12 protein-coding genes and 1 pseudogene are annotated in these 21,002 nt (G+C 43.4%); 5 read left to right on the top strand and 8 right to left on the bottom strand.

The genetic code is table 11. From position 1 onward, the window contains the following. The first annotated feature begins 43 nt into the window (after positions 1-43). Positions 44-1,525: an ATP-binding protein gene (locus tag QT996_RS16390; protein WP_333047765.1), complete on the top strand. Its 1,482-nt coding sequence runs from the start codon at positions 44-46 to the stop codon at positions 1,523-1,525. 117 nt (positions 1,526-1,642) lie between these two features. Here the strand turns inward: QT996_RS16390 and QT996_RS16385 are convergent, their stop codons facing one another. The 4 genes from QT996_RS16385 to QT996_RS16370 all read right to left on the bottom strand — a co-directional run bounded on the left by QT996_RS16385 (position 1,643) and on the right by QT996_RS16370 (position 6,239). Beyond that, entirely contained in the window at positions 1,643-1,996 is a 354-nt protein-coding gene (locus QT996_RS16385; protein ID WP_333047764.1) for a slr1659 superfamily regulator, read from the bottom strand. 66 nt (positions 1,997-2,062) lie between these two features. Then, positions 2,063-2,671 (bottom strand): DUF6272 family protein, encoded by a 609-nt coding sequence (locus QT996_RS16380; RefSeq protein WP_333047763.1) that lies wholly within the window; start codon positions 2,669-2,671, stop codon positions 2,063-2,065. A gap of 31 nt (positions 2,672-2,702) precedes the next feature. Beyond that, a complete protein-coding gene (locus QT996_RS16375; protein WP_333047762.1) occupies positions 2,703-3,938 on the bottom strand; it encodes an adenylate/guanylate cyclase domain-containing protein in 1,236 nt (411 codons plus the stop codon). A 156-nt stretch (positions 3,939-4,094) separates the two neighbouring features. Beyond that, the gene (locus QT996_RS16370) at positions 4,095-6,239 is read right to left on the bottom strand and encodes a SpoIIE family protein phosphatase (protein ID WP_333047761.1); all 2,145 of its coding nucleotides are present in this window, start codon (positions 6,237-6,239) and stop codon (positions 4,095-4,097) included. A 176-nt stretch (positions 6,240-6,415) separates the two neighbouring features. Between QT996_RS16370 and QT996_RS16365 the strand changes: the two genes are divergently transcribed. Continuing rightward, on the top strand, positions 6,416-6,775 hold the full coding sequence (locus QT996_RS16365; RefSeq protein ID WP_333047760.1) for a VOC family protein: 360 nt from the start codon (positions 6,416-6,418) through the stop codon (positions 6,773-6,775). Positions 6,776-6,778: 3 nt separating this feature from the next. Beyond that, the gene (locus QT996_RS16360; protein WP_333047759.1) at positions 6,779-8,059 is read left to right on the top strand and encodes a recombinase family protein; all 1,281 of its coding nucleotides are present in this window, start codon (positions 6,779-6,781) and stop codon (positions 8,057-8,059) included. A gap of 49 nt (positions 8,060-8,108) precedes the next feature. On the opposite strand, the gene QT996_RS16355 is transcribed toward QT996_RS16360, so the two are convergent. The 3 genes from QT996_RS16355 to QT996_RS16345 form a co-directional block, all read right to left on the bottom strand. Then, a complete protein-coding gene (locus QT996_RS16355) occupies positions 8,109-9,326 on the bottom strand; it encodes an adenylate/guanylate cyclase domain-containing protein (protein WP_333047758.1) in 1,218 nt (405 codons plus the stop codon). Between the two features lie 173 nt (positions 9,327-9,499). Continuing rightward, positions 9,500-13,198, bottom strand: coding sequence for a GAF domain-containing protein (locus tag QT996_RS16350; RefSeq protein WP_333047757.1), 3,699 nt, complete (start codon positions 13,196-13,198; stop codon positions 9,500-9,502). 107 nt (positions 13,199-13,305) lie between these two features. Then, entirely contained in the window at positions 13,306-14,847 is a 1,542-nt protein-coding gene (locus tag QT996_RS16345; RefSeq protein WP_333047756.1) for an ATP-binding protein, read from the bottom strand. A gap of 590 nt (positions 14,848-15,437) precedes the next feature. Here QT996_RS16345 and QT996_RS16340 point away from each other — a divergent pair. Both QT996_RS16340 and QT996_RS16335 read left to right on the top strand, forming a co-directional pair. Continuing rightward, a complete protein-coding gene (locus tag QT996_RS16340) occupies positions 15,438-16,760 on the top strand; it encodes an AAA-like domain-containing protein (protein ID WP_333047754.1) in 1,323 nt (440 codons plus the stop codon). A gap of 115 nt (positions 16,761-16,875) precedes the next feature. Next, positions 16,876-20,457, top strand: a complete 3,582-nt coding sequence (locus QT996_RS16335; protein ID WP_333047753.1) for a WD40 domain-containing protein — start codon at positions 16,876-16,878, stop codon at positions 20,455-20,457. 299 nt (positions 20,458-20,756) lie between these two features. On the opposite strand, the pseudogene QT996_RS16330 reads toward QT996_RS16335, so the two are convergent. Beyond that, positions 20,757-21,002, bottom strand: a pseudogene (locus QT996_RS16330) (calcium-binding protein); the annotation flags it as partial.

Raw genomic sequence — 21,002 nt, 5'->3', positions numbered from 1 at the left:
AAAATACAGAATATATTGATTAGTGTATTGTACAATTATTTTTATGGCTCTTAAATCTTGTGTCAGCAGGAGCGACAGACATTTAGTTGAGTCGGGGATATTACCAATGGCGGCAATGAGGAACTATTTTAATCTGGAAGAAATTACGACAGCCAGAAAAATTAGTGCTGCGGTAATTAACATCAGCGGCCGCCAGCGAATGCTTTCCCAACGAACGGCTTTTTTTTGCATGAGGTTAGTTTGCTCTGAGAATGCGGCAGAAAGATCAAAACTGCGGGGGAATTTGTTAGAGGCGATCGATCTTATGGAAAAATCGCACCGCGACTTAATTAATATTGGCAGCAGCGTCAACTTAGTGAGTCCCCCTTCAGCCACCGTCAAGGCACTGTATTTTGAGTCGCCAGTGTATTTAGACAAACAAGTGCGCGCATATATCGATCGCATAAAAGCATTGCTGCAAGTTCCCGATGCCGAACTCATGCTGGAAAATCCCCATCTGCTGTATATTGTCGAAGCAGCGGGCGGCGACTTGCTAGAAGGTTTCGATGCCGTGGTGAGTCAATACCAGCAAGAAAGCGAAATAGAACAATTTGAAATCGACCTCAAACAGGTTGAACTTTATCAAGAAAGTTGTGCTGCTACCGCGAAAGCAGAAGCTCAAGCGGCCGAGATCGATCGCGCACTTTACGAACTCAAACAAACTCAAGCTCAACTCCTCCACAGCGAAAAAATGTCCTCGCTGGGGGCGCTAATGGCTAGTATCGTCCACGAAATTAATAACCCAGTTAGTTTTATTTACGGCAACTTGAGCCATGCCGCCATTTATACTCAAGATTTGTTGCACCTGCTGTGTTTATATCAAGAATACTGTCCCAATCCCTGCCCCGAAATTAAAGCTCTAATCGAAGAGATAGATCTTGATTTTCTAGTTGAAGACTTGCCTAAAGTTATCTCTTCCATGCAAATGGGTTCCAATCGCATTCGCGAAATTGTCAAATCTATGGGCAACTTTTCGCGAACCGATAACAGTAACATGACCATGTGCGATTTGCACGACAGCATTGACAGCACCGTGTTAATTTTGCGAAACCGTCTCAATTCTCAAATAGACCGTCGCGACATTCAAGTAGTTAAAAATTATGGAAAATTGCCTGCTGTAGAGTGTTATTCGGGACAGCTCAATCAAGTATTTATGAATCTAATTACCAACGCGATCGATGCTTTAGACGAGGTATCACAAAATCAGCCCTATGCTGCGCTAAAAATTTTGATCACCACAGAATTAGCTGGGCCAGATCACGTGAGAGTGCGGATTGCTGACACGGGACCCGGAATGACACCACAGATAAAAGAGCGAATGTTCGAGCAGTTTTTCACCACCAAGGAAATCGGTAAAGGTACCGGTTTAGGATTGTCTATTGTCTACAAAATTTTAGTAGAAAATCACCGAGGATCGCTCCGGTGCGAGTCGGAGCCCTGCAAGGGAACCGAGTTTATCATTGAACTGCCGATCGAGCAAACTTAAGCAATTTACTAATCATCCAAATTTATCTATGTTAACTGTGGCACGGGCGTCCCGCCTGTGTTAACTGTGGCACGGGCGTCCCGCCTGTGTTAACTGTAATTAAAATTTACACATATCCTACGCTAATTCGAGCTTCAAAGTTGGCAACAGCTTTTCTAAATTTCTGAGTGATTTTTGTTGCCAAGGAATATCATTGGAACCTAATACCAAAAGTTGAATCGTTTTCTTTTTCCGGACGCTAATGACAAATTTAGACAGCATACTGATACCGGAACTGTTAACAAATTCCAATTCTTTTAGGTTCAAGGTAATAGTAGGCGGTTCGCCATTGGCGACCTCATCTAACAATTCGACTATTGGTGCATACTCTGCTGGGCCGCTCAGGCTGAGTTCGCCTTGGAAAGTGACTGTGACTGATTCGGGAGCGTACTGAATGCTGTAATCTTCACCTTTAATTTCTTGAATGCCCATTGTGATTTTGTTTCCTGACTAAAATATTGCGATCGCACAAGAGAGTAAACATTGAAATGCTAGAAACTAGACCCTAATTTGAACTACAGTCGTAACAATGATGGTATCACTATCTGGCGTGCGATCGAATTTCCAACCTATCTTAGCTGAATAGTCATTAATCATCGTCAGCAATCCCAATCCCGAGGTATCACTTTCAAATTCCGCATTCTTTTCAAGCTGCTGCAAATAAAGTTCATTGGGATCGGAAGCCAGAATTTCTTCAATAAACTCCTTCAACTTATTTGCCCCTTGTGGCTTGACACTATTACTGGCAAAAATTACCGCCGTCACCTCTATTTCACCAATAAAATGTATACCAAATTTGACCTTGTAATTGGTATCATCGTTGTTAAATTTTATCGCATTTTCTAACAGTTCGTTGGCTACGTAGCTCACAGCTCCCTTGCTTTCTTTGATCCGTTTCTCGCTGCTAGCATCCTCCTCATCCACCGGAAGAAAGCTAGACAAATAATCGGCTACAAAATGAGCTGACAGCCTGTTATTGCGCCAGCGCTGTTTGATGGGGCGAGAACTCGGGGTAAATGTAAGTTCTAGGGAGTCGTGTTCAGGAGGAAATTCTTCAATGAATTCTCCAAAGATTTGTGTCATTGTTTTTAAGCTTCCAGATGTCATGATTTTTATCCCTCCAATTGATGTATTAATGTCACTTCTGGGTGAATTTCCACACGCCATTCCAGTTAGCAGGAATACTCTTTTCTAACAGCGATTGGATGCGTTTTAGGTAAAGTTGACTGGGCTTGTCATCTGGATTTAGGGCTACTATCTGTTTAAAACAAACTATGGCCTTAGCAAAATTTCCCTGACAATATTCTTGGAGTCCCTCCTCAAATATAGGCAAAGTTTGAATTTTGAGCGATCGCACTGGTTCTACTTCAACATCTAACACCTCACAAACTGTAATGGCTTCTTGTCTACCTTTGACAATAGCCCGATCCAAAAAACGGATATGATACTTTTCGGGTTGACTCAAACGTTGTACCACATCTCCAGAAATTAATAAAGATACGCCATAATACTTAGTCAAACCTTCCAGACGAGCGGTGAGATTGACATGATCTGAGAGCGCATCTGCTTGCATCCGATTCGCATCTCCAATAATCCCAACCATCGTATCACCCACATGGATACCAATGCCAATCTTCAGCGGTCTCTCCCCATTTATTTTACGGCTTTGATTGTATTTATGCAACTGCTCCAATTTCACAATTCCTGCCTGAATAGCATCATCCACGCCATCAGGAAAAACTGCCATGACTCCATCTCCTATATACTTGACAATAAAACCGTTGTGCTTACGAATTTCGGGACTAACTTGCTGTAAATAGTTATTGATGAAATCAAAGTTTTCTTGAGGAGTCATTTGCTCCGCCATCGTGGTGAACGAACGCATATCGGAAAACATAATTGCCATCTCTTTGCTCACGTGATCTCCAAGCTGGAAATCAACCATGCTCTGCTTGCCGAGAAATTGGAGAAATTCATCGGGAACGAAACGTCCGTAAGCCTGCAAAAGTTTCTCTAATTCTTGTTCCCGCGCTTTCACGGTTTCCACCATATGCGAAAATACCTGTGCCAGTTCTCCCAGTGCATCACTGCGCGCTGCCACATCTGACAATATCTGGGGTTCAAAGCTATTGTTTTTTACAGCAATAGCTGCATCTATAACCTTTTTTACCTGCTCAATGTAAGTCTGCATCTCTCGGTTTTTATGACGGATCTGGTTTTCCAGATCTGTGGAGTGTTGCGTGATAATTTCTACTAAGGTTTCATAGCTGTTTTTTTCATCCTCTACTTCCTCAAGTTTTTCGCTCAACTCCTGTAGCTGGTTATGGAGTTCTTCTGGAGATTTAGATGGTGCTAAATTTATTTGTGGTTTCATAATTTATACTTCCGAATCTGGAAGCGCAAAATTGTTTGACTTCCTCGCTGTAAATTATTATAACTTACAGGCGCGGAACTCGAAATCCTGTTTCTGCTTCGATGCTGGATCACTACATCCAAGGTTCCTCGTAGAAACCGGGTTGACGACCGTAAATCATAAATTATGCACAATATTTCCCTGTTGCTTCAATACTAGCAAGGTAATGTCATCAAATACCTTTTGTTCTCCAATAAATTTCCGCAAATCATCGATGGTGGCTTCCTTAATTTGTTCGGCGCTCAAATGCCAGTTTTGAGAAAGCACGTTACAGAGTCTTTCGATACCGTAAAATTTTTTGTGTATGTTTCTAGCTTCGGGGATGCCGTCAGTATAAAGTACCACCCCGTCCCCAGGTTCTAAGTCTACTAAAACATGGCTAATCCAATCGGAAATATCCTCATCTAAGCCGAGCGGAAATCCTAAATTTATGGTATCTATCCGCTGGATTTGACCACCTTTCCTGACCACAAGAGTTTCCTCATGTTGACCGCTAATACTAATTGTGCGATCCGCATAGTTTAGCACAGCTAGTGTCATATTTTTGTCGGAGTTCATGCGCTGGACATTTTTATAAAGAGTGCGGTTGAGGGTATCTAAAAAACGCACCGGGTTGGATTCTTGCATTTCCTGAAGAGTGCGAACAGCAGCTTGAGTCATCACCATCAAAATGCCGCTTTCTAACCCGTGTCCGGTGACATCACCAATGCAAATCGTGACCACCCCGTTAGTACAAAGTACGTCGTAGTAATCACCGCCTACTTCCGAGGCTGGCTCCATAAATCCGGCAATATCTAAATCTTCAATGGCTGCAAGTTCTGCGGGTTTAGGGAGAATCAACTGCTGCATTTGTTTGAGCATATCGAGTTCGGAGCTCATGCGGAGGTTTTCCGCTTTCAGGAGCTGGTTTAGAGCGGCAATTTGTTTAGTGGCTGTGGCGAGTTCAGAGGTGCGTTCTTTGACTTTATCTTCTAGAGTTTCAAAGGATTCTTGCTGTTGTCTCGCCATGCGGTTAAAAGAATTTCTTAAGGTTTCAATTTCCCAAATCCGACTGGAAGCAACATTCTGGTTAAGAGCACCACCTGCTAGATATTCTGAAGCTTGAGCAATTTGGTTTAGGGGGCGAGTAATCCAGCTAGCGGTGAAAATACCCACTCCAACAGAGACAATGAGAGCCACAATACACAGCCAAATGGTCTGCAGGGTGTTAGCATAAATTTGCGCCATAAAGTCCGATTCAGGAACTACTACTACACTCAGCCAATTGAGGCCGTATTTGTCAGTTAGCGGAGAAACTTGGATAAATTGCCGCTCACCGTTCAGCTTAAAGTCAAGTTGAACAGTTTGATGGATGTCTTCCAAACGCTTGAAGCGATCGAGCAGATAAACCACACTTTGACGCATCAGCGGGTTGCTGCTTTCCTGTGCTTTTATCCGCTTTGTATCTTTGCCTGTTCCCACCGAAAGAGGCTGTTCTTTAACCGAGGTGGCTATTAATTCACCCTGGGGTTCAATGATAAATACTTGACCAGAATTACCCACGCTTAAGGTTTCCAGGAAGTGGCGAATTTGATCTAGTCCCATCTGGCAAGTCAGCACGCCAATTAGTTTCCCTTCGGCATCATAATAGGGTAGACTCGCATTAATTTGTAGTGTACCGTAGCCAAAATTAATATAAACTTCACTCCAAGCTGCCTGTTTCTTCTCAACAACCACCCTGTAAAAAGGGCGCGTGCGAACGTCATAATTGGGCGTGGTTTTGTCAATTTTTGCCGGGTTTCCATCACCGTCAAGGTTGTAAAATATCAAGTCGCCACCCCCAGGACTAAGTTGCTGGGCAAGCTGAGGTTGTTCAAGTCCAACCAGCCGATTTACCCAACCCACTCGTAGGTACTGACCTTTTTCGTTGGCAATTCCTGCGTAACCGATCGACTTAAATTGCAGAACTTGTTTCCAAAAATAGGGTCGAGCTTGCTCCAAATCGTCAAAGTTCAACACTCCCAAAGGTACAGCATCCTGATTGATCTGATTCACCAGTGGCGGAGCTTCCAGATAGGTTTGGACACGTTCGTAAACTCTCGCACTCACTTCGTGCCGCAACTGACTAACAATATCGTTGACTATCTGCTCTCCGTTTCTGTAAGAAAGATAGCCAACGCAGCCAACAGCAGCCAAAATTTGGAGAACAAAGGGAACTACCAAGACATTGCGGAGACGGAATTTGCCCGATCTGGAGACGATCGCACTTTTTTGAGAAACCATTGTTAAAAACACTCCCAGCGGGCAGTTTTTTGTTACAAGACTTGATAATGGATATATTAAGAGCGACTAACAATGTTATCATATCAAAAACTCAACCAACATCAAAAAATCTGCGTTAATCAGCGCTCATCTGCCTCCATCAGCGGTTAAAATAAAAAAATAAATACTCAACAAAAATGCAAATTACTCAAGCCTTCCACGCCGCCCTACTCATCTCCAACCTAGAAAAATCCCAACACTTTTACAGCACCGTACTAAGACTGCCAAAAATAGATCGAGACTTAAAATTTCCCGGAATCTGGTATCAAATCGGCGACTTCCAGCTCCACCTAATTTTAGGTGCAACAATTATCCCAGATGCCGTAGACCATGCCAAATGGGGACGTAACCGACATCTAGCATTTTCTGTGGCTAACTTAGAGGCAGCCAAACAGCAGTTAATCGCTCACAATTGCCCGTTTCAAATCAGCGCTTCAGGTCGATCGGCATTATTTACCCAAGATCCCGACGGCAACATCATCGAACTCAGCGAGTAACAGATGAAAATCATCGCTTATTCTTACACCGAACCGCTACTGGAAGCAGCACCCGCACCGGAAATTTGGGGTCAAGAGGTCGATCGCACCTATCAAGACTTAGGAGGGCGGCAACAACTGCAACAACTCCTCAAAGACTGCCAAACAGAACCAGTCAAATACTTATTAATTCAGCGGTTTGAAGAACTAGGCGACACATTGCAGCAAGTGTGTTCGCACCTCGCCCAACTCGAAAACCTCGGCGTCGAAATCATCGTACAAGCAGAAACAGAACCGCGAAACCGCAAAAACTTGCTGCAAATACTCGCAGAAATACAGCGCAGCCAACACAGCCGGAGTATTCGCAAAGGACACGCGCGCAACCGCATCAAATCCCGGATTCCACCGGGCAAGGCTCCCTACGGCTACCGGCGCGGCAAAGATTGTTATACGATCGATAAAACCACCGCCCCCACCGTCAAAGACTTTTTTGAACACTTTTTAATTTACGGTTCCTTGCGAGGTTCCGTGCGGTATTTAGCCAAGAAATACAACAAAAAAATCTCTGTAAGTACCGGCCGCCGCTGGCTGACAAATCCCGCCTACCGAGGCGATTTGGAATATCAAAATGGTCAAGTAATTTCTAACACCCACGTCCCGATTATTTCCAGAGAAGAAGCCGCGCAAATAGACAGGTTACTGCGCCGCAACCGCTGCCTTTCTCCTCGCAGCGCTAGCGCCCCACGTTCCCTGGCAGGTTTAGCAATTTGTGCAGAATGCAAATCGCCCATGACAGTTGCCAAAGTCACCTCCTACCGCCAAGAAAAAGAATACCTTTATTTGCGACCGATTAACTGTCCAAAACAGCCTAAATGTAGCGGCATTTCCTACGATGAAGTATTGCAATTAACCATCGCCGGTATTTGTCGGGATTTACCCGATGCTGTTGCTGGGTTGCAAATGCCGAATATGAGTGGAATTAAAGCAGGAATTGTCAGGGCAATCGCATCGAAACAAGAAATCATAAAGCAACTTTCCGCCCTGATTGACAGCGGCATATTAGACACCGAAACGGCCGAGTTTAGAGCCTACAAAATCCGCACCGAAATTGCCGAACTGCAAAGCAAATTAGCGCAACTACCCCCAGTAAATTTGCGAGAAATTGCCCAAACAGTTTCCCTGCCCCAATTTTGGCTCGATTTATCAGAATCAGAACGCAGGTTTTACTTTCGAGAATTTATCGATCGCATTGAAATCGTCCGGGAAAATACCAATTGGAAACTGCAAATTATTTTCATTTTTTAAGGATTAGCTCGACGTTCATCCAGAGATCCTAGGTTAGATGCCCGACTTCTTAAAGAAGTGGGGTATTTGGGTACTCTCTTAGTTCGCTAGGAGTAGACTTCGTTTGACAAGAATCAGTTTCAACCGCTGAATTATCTTTTTTAGCTTTTAGCCAATAGGCGATCATCTCTCCCTTTCCTTTAATCGTGATCGCACCTCTTTCCTCAAATAAATACCGATCTTTTAACAGTTCGTAAATAGCCGTAGTAACTTGAATATATCCCGGTAATCCTTGACATTCCATGCGAGAAGCAACATTAACAGTATCTCCCCACAAGTCATAGATAAATTTTTTAGTGCCAATTACGCCAGCAACTACGGGCCCTGTATGAATGCCAATCCGAATTTGAAATGGTTCGCCTCTGTCAGTTTGAAAATCAGCGATCGCTTTCTGCATATCCAAGGCCATATTCGCGATCGCTTCTACATGATCTGCCCTCGGCACAGGCAAACCCCCCGCTACCATATAAGCATCTCCAATTGTTTTAATTTTTTCCAAACCGTGTTTTTCAGTTAGTTGGTCAAACCTTGAAAAAATCTGGTTCAATACATTTACCAATTCTAGAGGTAACATTCTAGCAGCAATAGACGTAAAATCGACAATATCGGCAAAAAGAACTGTTGCTGAATCAAACCTCTGGGCAGGAGAACCCTCGCCCTTTTTCAAATTTTCAACAATCGCTGCGGGTAAAATATTCAGCAATAAATGATCCGACTTTGTTTGAGCAAGCCGTAAAGCTAGCTCCACCCCCTGCCGCTCTTTAATTTCGTTTTGCAAACGTTCGATAAGTTCTTGGGATTGCTTCGTGTGCTCTTGAAGTAACTTTTGTTGACTTTGAATTGTTAACTGATTTGCCACTCGTGCCAATACTTCTTTACCGTGAAAAGGTTTAGTAATATAGTCAACTCCTCCCACCTCAAAAGCTTTTACCTTATCTAAAACGTCATCTAAGGCGCTTAAGAAAATCACGGGAATGGAACTGGTTTTGGGTGAAGCTTTCAACTTTGCACATACCTCATATCCATTCATGTCTGGCATCATCACGTCCAGCAAAATTAGAGTCGGCGGAAACTCCAGCACTGTCGCGATCGCCCTTTGCCCGTTCAGCGCTTTACGAACCTGATACCCTTGTTCGGTCAAGATTGTAGATAAAAGCCGCACGTTATCGGGCTTATCATCAACTACTAAAATGTTGGCTTGAATGGTAGGATATTGATTGCTGTCCATGCGAGGGTTCTCGGTTGTTTTTTAAGCTCAAAGATCTTCACACTTAATAATTCGCTATCCACCAAAACGAAACAGTATAAATTTTAATTCCTCTCTTACAAAAAGAGGGTCAGGAGAAGTGGTGGGGGTTAAGGTTAGGTCTTTTTTAAATAGGAGATGCTCCTAAGTTGAGATTAGTTGGGAACTGGTATTATCATCGTCGTAACTGCTGATTGCGCTAGCTCTATAATATCGTCAAACAGGAAATCCTCCACTAAAGTAGTTAAAACTTGTGCGGCTACAGCCAACTCTCTAGGCATTTCCTCAATCAACTTGACAATTTTATCGTCGCAACATTCATGAGCAGCATGAGATATCTTTTCTACCCACTCAAGAGGCATTTGACCGAGTTGTGACTCGACAGATTGATTGCTAGTTTCTTCGCTAATTTCGCTTTCCTTTTCTAGTAGTGCATCAACAGATTCCTCGTAAATGTAACGCACTCCTAAAAGTTCTTCCATTTTCGCAAATAATATCTGTGCCTCGAAGGGTTTACGCATGAAATCATCGCATCCTGCTCCTAAAATAGTTTGTCGTTCCTCTTCAAAAACGCTAGCAGTAAGAGCAACTATTACAGTTGGTTTTCCGAGAGGATGAGCTTTAATTTTTCTGGTGGCTTCATAGCCATCCATGACAGGCATCTGCATATCCATCCAGATCAGGTGCGGTTGCCAATCCTCCCATACAGCAATAGCTTCTTCACCATCTCTAGCTTCTCGCACTAGGATGCCTAGTGGTGACAATAATCTGTCTATGACTAGGCAGTTATCGGCGCGATCGTCAACAACCAAAATCCGGTATTCGGGTTGATTCGGTGCTAAACCAATTACTTTTTTCTGCGGTTTAAGAATTTTAATCTGGGTGGGAGTGGCAAGGTGGATTTGAATATCAAATGCAAACTTACTTCCCAACTCAGGTGTACTGCTGACAGTAATATTTCCTCCCATCATTTGTACAAATTTGCGGCTAATTGGTAAACCTAACCCAGTTCCCTGTTGAGATTTTTGACCTGTTTTTGTTTGCTCAAATGGTTCAAATAACTTATTCATTTCTTCTGGGGCAATGCCAAGACCCGTATCTTCTATTTCAAACTGAAGGCGTAACAATTTCGGGTGAAGGTCATTCGCGTCTACACAATCACAGTCCCCCAAGCTTTGGGACTGATTAAAACCATTCCACCATCCGGGTTTTCTTTGTATAGCTGCGGTTTCAACGGCTAAGCTTTCGGAATGTTCACAACCCGCGCCAGCAAGTTGTATTTGCGTGTCGGAAAAGTCTGCCGTTTTAGCCCCCAAACTTTCTTCTACCTTCTTTTTAACTCGCAAAGTAACGCTACCCCTCTCTGTAAACTTGATCGCATTTCCTACAAGATTAATCAAAATTTGGCGCAATTTACCTTCATCTCCACTAACAAATTCCGGTACACCGTCACCCACTTCCAAATTTAGCTGCAATTTCTTAGATTTAGCTTTTAATCGAAACATTTCTTCTAAGGTTTTTAGCAATCGCATTAAATTAAAACTGCTTTCATTAAGCTGACTTCGGCCAGCTTCAATTTTGGACATTTCCAAAATGTCATTGATTAGCGAAAGCAAGTGTTCACCAGCGCGATTAATAATTTCTAGGTGCTGTTGGTGTTGATTGTTGAGAGATGAATCGCGCACCATCACTTGACTAAATCCGAGAATGGCATTCAGGGGAGTCCGCAGTTCGTGGCTCATAGAAGAAAGGAACTCGCTCTTGGCGCGGTTAGCTGTATCAGCAACTATGACAGCTTTTTGTAATGCTGTTTCTGCTAATTTGCGCTCGGCAATTTCTGTTTTGGCTTGTTCAAAAAGGGTGCATTGCTGGATGGCAATTGTTAGCTGCACGGAAATTTGCTTGAGAGATTCTATCTCAGAAGAGTTCCAATGCCTAGGACTGCGACAGTGATGAGCAATGAGTAGCCCCCACAGTTTTTCACCTTGCAAAAGGGGAACCACGAGGTTAGCTTTAATTTCAAACTCGCTCAGTAAATTAACATGGCACTCTGAAATACCTGCCGTGTAAATATTGTCGATCGCGCGAATGTGTCCCTGCTCGTAAAAAGAGACGTAGCCTTGTCGAAAACAAGGGTCATTAATGTCAATTCCCAAAATTGGCATCGTACCGACGGCTACCGACTCGACGGCTACCAATCCACTCCAATCTTGGTTAAAGCGGTAAATAATAGTCCTGTCTGTGGACAAAAACTGGCGGACTTCTTCCACAGCCATTGTCAGCACTTCTTCTAAGTTAAGAGAGGAACGAATTCGCTCTTGAATGGAATTCACGAGCCGCTCCCTTTTTACTTGTTGCTGCAAAGCTGCTTCCGCCTGTTTGCGAGCAGTAATATCTACTCCATAACCAACGCACTCCACAGGTATGCCAGCAGCATTTTTGACCAACTTAACTTCATCGTATATCCAGCGATAACTACCGTCTTTGTGCCGTTCGCGGTATTCGTAGGAAATCGATTCTTTTTCCAATATCTGAGCAAAAGCAGTAGCAACAATTTCTCGATCTTCGGGGTGAATGAGGCTATGCCAATCAAGGGGGCCATCAACAAATTCTTGTGCTTCGTAACCAATCATTGAAACAATATTATCGCTGACAAATGTTACGTCATAATTTCCCTCTAATTTGCAGCTAAAAATCACCGCCGGAGTAGTCGCCAGCAAATATTGCAAGCGTTCGGTGACAGAGCGCAAGTTTAACTCGGCTTGTTTGCGATCGCGAGCTTCCATTGCTAAAGCTGCGATCTGCGCCACATAGCTAGCGAAGCTTTGTTCGTCGAGCGTCCAATTCCTGGTCGTTCCCTGATGTTCTAAACAAATTACACCCGCAATTTGTCCTTGATGGGTAATAGGAACATCTAGCATCGACGAAATGTTTAAAGGCGTCAAATAAGATTCGCTAAATTCAAGGGTGCGCGGATCGGTTTTGGCATCAACCACTGCGAGTACCTGTTGTGTATTCACAGCTTGGAAATAGCTAGGATAGTCAGCAACTTTCAGTTCTGCACCGACGCTGTGTTGATTGGGAGTCAGTTCGTAAATATCCGCACAGCACATTGCGGATTTATCTTCCTGATAAAACCAAACACTTGCCCGATCGACATTCAGAGTACGGGTTGCCATTTGTGTAATCTCTCTCAACGCCTCGCCGATGTTTCCCTCGTAGATACTAGAGTTTTTTGCTAATTCGAGCAAACCATTTTGTTGTTCTGTTAACCTAGTCTCTCGTTCGCGCAAAGCGGATTCAGCGGCTATTCTTTCTCGGATTTCTGCTTCTAAATAACCATTGATTTCTCTCAAGTCTGCGGTACGTTCTTGAACTTTAATTTCTAAGTCATCATAAGCGTGACGCAAGGCTAATTCTGCCTCTTCACGCACATTAATTTCACACTGCAACTTGCGATTTATTGCCTCTAATTCTTGGGGAGTTTTTAAAGATAAAAATTGTGGTAATAGTGTTACCATCTGTCCAGCAGTGAAGCAGGAAACAAGTGCAGTAATTCCTTTCTCAATCCCCGACAGCCAATAAGCGGAATGCCACAACGTCCAAATGTCTAGCAAGTGTCCCGTGCCGCAGAGAATAATAAATGCACCAAATAAAGCAAATATTCCTAAAAAAGGAACGTCGCGCCGCTTGAAGATAAAATAAATCAGCATCGCCGGAATTGAATAGTAGGCGATCGCAATTAAAAAGTCGCCTGTTACGTGCAGCCACACTAAAGGAGTTTGCCACAGATAGCAGTGACCGTGAGGCATATACTGAGTTGGAGAAAAGATATTTTTGAGTGCTTCCCACATAATATTTGCTATTTGCAGATAATGTTGATGTGAACGATGCCTAAGCTAGGGAAAAAAGTAAAATTGATTCAAAACTGTAGCTGGATGCGGAATGAGTTATTAACGCCTCAACCCAGCTCGTTCATAACAACTTGCTTGTGGGGCAGGTGGCAATCGCATTGGCTAAGTTGCGATTGCCAAGGAATTTCAATGATAAACTCCGTACCTCTCCCAACCTCGGAAGTGCAGCGCAAATAACCTTCATGGGCTTGAATAATCTGATAAGAAATCGCCAAACCCAGCCCAGTACCCGCACCGATAGGTTTCGTCGTAAAAAACGGATCGTAAATTTTAGCGATCGCATCATAATCTATGCCAGTGCCATTATCAGCAATGTGAATTTGCACCCACTTGCCATCAACTAAAAGGGTGCGGATGCGAATTGTTAGCAGGTCGCAATAGGTATATGGGAAGTGTTCAGAGAAATTATTTTCCCAATAGCCTTGAGGCGACTCTCCCTGCTGTGCCATCTGTTCTAAAGCATCAATAGCATTAGAAAAAATGTTCATAAATACTTGATTAAGCTGTCCCGCATAGCATTCCAATAGTGGCAACTCTCCATACTCTTTAATCACTTGGATAGGCGGACGGTTTGTTTGTTCTTTTAAGCGGTGCTGCAAAATCATTAAAGTGCTATCGAGTCCCTCATGAATATTTACCTTTTTCATCTCGGCTTCGTCTAATCGGGAGAAACTTCGTAGAGATTTAACAATCTCCCTAATTCGCTCTGCTCCAATTTTGATCGAACCAAAAAGTTTTTGCAAGTCTTCTAAAATAAAATCGAGTTCTATAGTGTGAATCTTGTCTGCAATTTCCGGCGCAGGAGTGGGGTAATAAACTTGATAAGCCTTAATCAATGCCAAAATATCTTTAATGTATTCCTGTGCCGGAATCAGATTGCCATAAATGAAGTTAACAGGGTTATTGATTTCGTGAGCAACCCCAGCTACCATTTGCCCCAAAGAAGACATTTTTTCAGTTTGCACGAGTTGAGTTTGAGCGCCTTTAAGTTGTTGCAGAGTTTCCTCTAGCTGCTGAGTTCGTTCTAGCAGTTTAGCTTCCGAGTGCCGCAATGAATTTTCAGCCAAAAAGCGATCGCGATTTTCCTGTAACAAAAGTTCATTAGTGGATTCTAAAGCGATCGTCCTCTCCATCACCCGTTTTTCCAATTCTAGCATTAATTCCGAGAGTGCTTCTTGAGCTTGTTTGCGCTCGCCAATCTCATTTTGTAAAGCTACATTTGCGACCGCCAATTGATCGGGACTGGGAATAGCCAAAATTTTTGGGATTAGTTCCACCAGCACTGCTGCTGTAGATAGCGAAATCAGCGCTGTAATCCCTTTAAGAAAACCAGAGAACCAATAATTAGGATGCCACAGCGTCCATATTTCCATAATATGGGTAATACCGCAGCAGACAATAAAAGAGCCAAACAGCATGAAAACCCAGTCAAAAGGAACATCTTGCCGCTTTTTGACAATATAAATCAGCGTGGTCGGTATCAAAAAATAAGCGACGGCTATCAAACCATCGGACAAAATGTGTAGCCCCACTAATCCCGGCTTCCACAAGTAGCAATGACCGTGAGGAATAAAATAATTTGAAAACATTGTATGAGCCATTTGCGGTATCAATCCTCTTATTTTATAAGATTTTTTTGAGGAATTACAGTAGAGTTAAAAAACCTGCTTCCACAAAAAGAAGAATTAGGATTTTGTGCTTAACACTTGGGATCGGGAGATGCAGATACCTGAAAATAACTTTAATTAAATTAGCATAAATTAACTAAACTTTAGCCATGTCAACGCACTTGTGATGAGGAGATACAGCGACCTGAAAATAGCTTTAATTAAATTAGCATAAATTAACTAAACTTTAGCAATCTCAACTGTCACATCTTTAAATTGTGCCTTCACGACCAAATGTGACACCTGCATGACATTTTGGCAAACGAGCGAGAAAAACTGAACACTGCTACCTGAAAAACCCCGCTATCAGCTCTTGAAATTGGGTTAGAGCGCTCAGTGACCCATGAATCCTTTATTGATATTGGTGCGCTGCGGTGAGATTTAACAGATTTGACCAGTTAGTCCCTGAGAAATTTCGCGACAGAATCGTGTCGCAATCCAATAGGGGATCAGCTTTACAGTCAATCATAAGTGATAATATCAACGATACACTTATATGGTAATTGCCGGTTATGACGATAGATGAGGTACTACAGCTAACTCGTGTGCGATCGCAAAAAGATTTATATCCCGTACAAGAAATCATACTCCGCCAAGTTTGGGAAGGAAAGACTTATACAAGCATCGCCTCTACCTCTCATTACGGAGAGCATTACCTGAGAAACATCGCCTCCTCCTTGTGGCAAACTCTCTCTGAAATCTTGCAGACACCTATTAGCAAATCTAATTTTCGCTCCTCAGCAGAATCGCGTTCCCTGACCCCAGAGGAACGAGAATTAATTGAAGAATTCACCCGCAGCCAATGCCTAGCAACACCTTTAGAATATCCCGGCTCTCCAGTACCCATCGGTTCACCATTTTATATCCATCACCCGCTAATAGAAGAACTCGCCTATCGAGAAATTGCCAAACCTGGAAGTGTTCTGCGGATTAAAGCTCCCAGGAAGATGGGAAAAAGTTCTCTCCTGCTACGGATTTTAGATCGCGCTAATTCTCTCGGGTGCCGAACTGTAAGTTTAGATTTTCAGCAAGCCGAAGAAGCTGTTTTAGACAACCTCGATAAATTTTTACGCTGGTTTTGTGCCAACATCAGCCGTCACCTAGGATTGCCACCTCTATTAGAGGATTATTGGGATGAAGACATGGGTAGCAAAGTAAGCTGTGCTATCTATTTACAGCAATATATTTTAGACCAAATAAATAGTCCGCTTGTCTTAGCTTTAAATGAAGTCAATAGGATTTTTGAGTATCCAAAAATTGCCAGAGAATTTTTGCCGCTGCTGCGAAGCTGGCATGAAGAAGCAAAGCGGATTAAAACCATGGAAAAACTGCGGGTAATCGTTCTTCACTCCACAGAAATTTATATTCCTTTAAAGCTCACTGAATCGCCCTTTAATGTCGGTTTACCGCTGCAATTGCCCTATTTTACAGAAGAGCAGATACTTGCTTTAGCCCAGCGTCACGGAATGGATTGGACAGATAGCCCCGATGCCGATCGACTCATGGCAATGGTGGGGGGACATCCTTATCTGGTTCGACTAGCTCTTTACCACCTCTGTCAAAACAGTTTAACGCTAGATCGGCTACTACAAGAAGCTCCCACCATAGCCGGAATTTATAAAGATTACTTGCGGAGTTTTTGGGTGACATTCCAAGAGTATCCCGAACTTGCGGTTGCACTTAAACAAGTGGTAAAATCGGAACGCGGAGTGGAATTAGATCCCATAGTAGCTTCTAAATTAGTTAGTCTGGGGCTGATTCATATCGATAATAACCGCTGTACGCTGAGCTGCGAATTGTATCGCCTATATTTTGCTTCGCACAACTTTATTTAGAGCGAGGTTTGAGAGTTGATTTGCGTAAATTATTTGAGAATTAAGCGATCGCACCACATCCTCACCTCTCAATAAACTAACTAAATACTTACATTTAAATTAATCCATAAACGGCATGACCAAGGTTACATACCAAATTGGCGGCAGTCTCACAACTGATGCGCCTACCTATGTCGAACGACAAGCAGATATCCAACTTTATGAAGCCTTAAAAGAAGGCGAATTTTGCTACGTCCTCAACTCCCGACAGATGGGCAAATCTTCCCTTCTCGTTCGCACCCTGCATCGACTGCAAGCAGAAGGATTTCTATGCAGCGCGATCGACATGACTCGCATCGGTAGCGAAAACATTACTCCTTTACAATGGTATAAAGGAATCGTTGGGGATTTGTGGCGCAGTTTTAATCTTGTAGGAAAAGTCAATTTAAAAACCTGGTGGCAAGAACAAGAAGAAGTTTCTCTCCTGCAAAGATTGAGTCAATTTATTGAAGAGATTTTATTAGCCCGATTTCCCGAGAATCGAATTATTATATTTGTCGATGAGATTGATAGTATTTTAAGCTTAGATTTTCCCGTTGATGACTTTTTCGCCTTGATTCGTTATTGTTACAACCAACGAGCCCTCAATCCCGCATACAATCGGATAACATTCGCGATTTTCGGAGTAGCTACACCCAGCGATTTAATCGCCGATAAAAATCGGACACCTTTTAATATCGGACAATCAGTAGATTTGCACGGGTTTTCCTGGGAAGAAGCCTCTCCTTTAACTAAAGGGTTAGATAGTGTAGTCAGTAATGCCGAGGCAATTATTAAAGCAATATTAGCTTGGACTTATGGGCAACCATTTCTGAGCCAAAAGCTGTGTCAATTGATAGTAACAGCCGCGCGAGAATCTCACAGTGACGTGCTGACAATTCCACCGGGAACAGAGGGATTTTTTGTGGAATCGCTGGTACGATCGCAGATCGTCCAGAATTGGGAATCTCAAGATGAGCCCGAGCATTTAAAGACGATCCGCGATCGCATCCTGAGAAATGAGCAACGTGCTGGAAGACTACTAGGCATCTATCAAAAAATCTTACAAGGAGTGGAAGTACCCACCGATGACTCGCGAGAACAGGTAGAACTATTGCTGTCTGGTCTGATAGTAAAATACCAGGGTTTTTTACAGGTAAGAAACCCCATTTATCAAGAAGTATTTAACAAAAAATGGGTAGAAAAAAATCTCGCTTCCTTGCGTCCATACTCTCAAGCCTTTGATGCTTGGATAACTTCCAAGCAGACCGATAAATCCCGACTCTTGCGCGGAGAGGCCTTGAAAAATGCTCAAGCTTGGGCCCAGGGTAAAAGTTTGAGTGACTTAGATTATCAGTTTTTAGGGGCTTCTGAAGAATTAGACCGAAGAGAAATGCAGGTAGGATTGGAAGCAGAACGGGCTAAAGAAATTCAAGCCAGACTAACAGAAGAACAAAAAAGATTAGCTGTAGAGAAAAAAAGTTCTAGGCGGCAAAGATTTTTGCTTTTTGTAGTAAGTATAGCATTAATTATCGCCTGTGCATTGGGGCTAGCGGTGTATTTTCAGTATCGGCAAACTGCTGTCAGCGAAATCAAGGCGATCGCCAAATCTTCCGAAGCCTTATTCGCCTCAAATCAAAAATTAGACGCATTCATAGAGGCAATCAGAGGAAAGCGACAACTGCAAAAGTTAGGTGGCGTAGACCCAGAACTCGAACGCTCTGTTAAAGAAGCTCTCCATCAAGCTGTTTATGGAGCAGTTGACTATAATCATTTATCGGGGCATGACAATGTGGTTAATGATGTAACATTCAGTCCTGATGGGGAACTCATAGCCTCAGCTTCTGCCGATAAAACCATCGATCTTTGGAAAAAAGACGGTACAAAACTAGGAATGCTTCAAGGACACAACAATGCAGTTTGGGGAGTGGTATTTAACCCCAGAGGCGATCTAATTGCTTCTGCTTCTGCGGATAAAACAGTCAAACTTTGGCGCAAAAACAGTACAAATTTACCAAAGGTCAAGCCGAGTTATACCTTGTGGCAGACCTTAAAAGGACATACCGATAACGTTACACAAGTCGCGCTCGCTCCTAACAATCAGATTATTGCTTCCGCTTCAAAAGATAAAACAGTTAAACTCTGGAGTACAGACGGCAAACTGCACAGAACTCTCACCGGACATACAGACGAAGTTACCAGCGTTGCCTTTAGCCCGGACAGTCAAACTATTGCATCTGCTTCTAAAGATCAAACCATCAAACTCTGGAATGCAGACGGTAAACTGATCCGAACCCTCACCGGACATACGGATAGAGTTATGAATGTTGCCTATGCGCCAAGTGCAGGCTACGCCAACAGCCCTTCACAATATCTCATTGCCTCGGCGAGTGCGGATAAAACGGTCAAACTTTGGCACCTTGATGGAACTTTAGTCAAAACCCTAACTGGACACAGCGATGCCGTGACCAAAATCGCTTTTAACCCTCAAGGTGATTTGCTTGCCTCGGGAAGTCTAGACAGAACAGTCAAACTGTGGCAGCTTGACGGGACTCTGGTAAAAACCCTGCTAGTCGCCAAGGATGTCGTCTCTGGATTGGCTTGGAGTCCTGACGGGCAAATCTTTGCCTCATCCAGTTGGGATGGCCCGATCGCACTTTGGAAGCTTGATGACAGTTTGCTCAAGACTCTTAACGGACATCAAGCATCAATTTACACCATAAAATTTAGCCCTGATGGTAAGACAATTGCCACCGCCAGTCGTGACAACACCGTTAAACTTTGGCGGCTTGATGGTAGCTTAATTCGCACTTTCCCCAAACAAGCCGATAAAGTTTTCGGAGTAGATTTCAGCCCAAAAGGAGACACGATTGCTACAGGCGGTTACGACAGCACTGTACGGTTGTGGCAACTGGATGGCACGTTACTCCAGACTTTCACCGGACATCAAGGCAGAGTCTTCGCGGTTGATTTCCATCCAAATGGGCAGTCACTCGCCTCGGCGGGTGAGGACAAAACGGTCAAAATCTGGAGGATTGACGGCACCCAATTGGCAACTCTCAAAGGACATACCGATTACATTAACGGAGTTGCCTTTAGTCCCGATGGAAAGCTCATTGCCTCTGGTAGTGTGGACGGCACTATCAAACTTTGGCAGTGGGATAGTGCGATCGCATTTGGAAAGCCCAGCTACAAGCTTCTACACACTTTAACAAGCCATCGCCGTCAGGTGGCGGGAGTGGCATTTAGCCCTAATGGCAAGACTCTGGCTTCAGCAGGTATGGATAGTATGGTGAGACTTTGGCGGTTGGATGGTTCACAAATCAGAGCCTTAAAGGGACACAAAAATGGGGTGTTCGGAGTGGCATTTAGCCCCGATGGCAAGACTCTCGCCTCAGCAAGTTTTGACGGCACTGTCAAACTTTGGAGGTACGACGGTAAAGAACTTGAAACCTTAAAAGGACATAGCGATGGGGTGTTCGGAGTGACATTTAGCCCTGATGGAAAGTTCCTCGCCTCAGCCAGTCAGGATACTACAGCAATTGTGTGGAAGCTAGAGCGAATTTTCCAGCTCGATTTTCTCCAGTATGGATGCGACTGGGTGCAGGATTATTTGCGAACGAATGCTGATGTGAAGGAGGAGGATAGACATTTGTGCGATCGAGTAAAAATCAGGTAGGAGGCAGAAGGATCAATAATATTATTCCTTCTGGTAGGATAGACAAACAGAATAATATCAAGTCTGCTTTATTAGGAATAATTGCTTAATATCTGTGGCGACAGCATCAGAAGATTAGATAACATTTCTCTGGCTTAGCTACTTTTTATTGCTATCTCCTTTAATACTAAATCCGGCTTAACTACTCCCTTTATCTCTCAGTCCGCAGAGGCGGAGTTCGATTGTTTAGTAGCGGTTGAAACCGCCGAATGATACGCAGAATGATAAAGGGAGTAGCCAACCTGGATTTGGTATAATAACTACAGAGTAATGAAATCGCTAGCGGTGAGAATACCGGGCGTAATATTGTTAAGCTTCGCCAACAATTGATTGGTGTCCGTCACAGTAATCACAGTCTGATTGTTGGTAGAAGTGATGCTGAGTTGATTGAAACTCAAACCCGGATTCAACCCTATTAAATCCTCGCCCCTGCGGAAATCAGTAATGATATGGCTACCCGAACTTTGATTTAGGAAAAACACATCATTTCCCGAACCGCCAGTCAA

The organism is Microcoleus sp. S13C4 (genome assembly GCF_036700865.1).
Classification (GTDB): Bacteria; Cyanobacteriota; Cyanobacteriia; order Cyanobacteriales; family Microcoleaceae; genus Microcoleus.
This window is presented reverse-complemented; position numbering and strand designations above follow the sequence as displayed.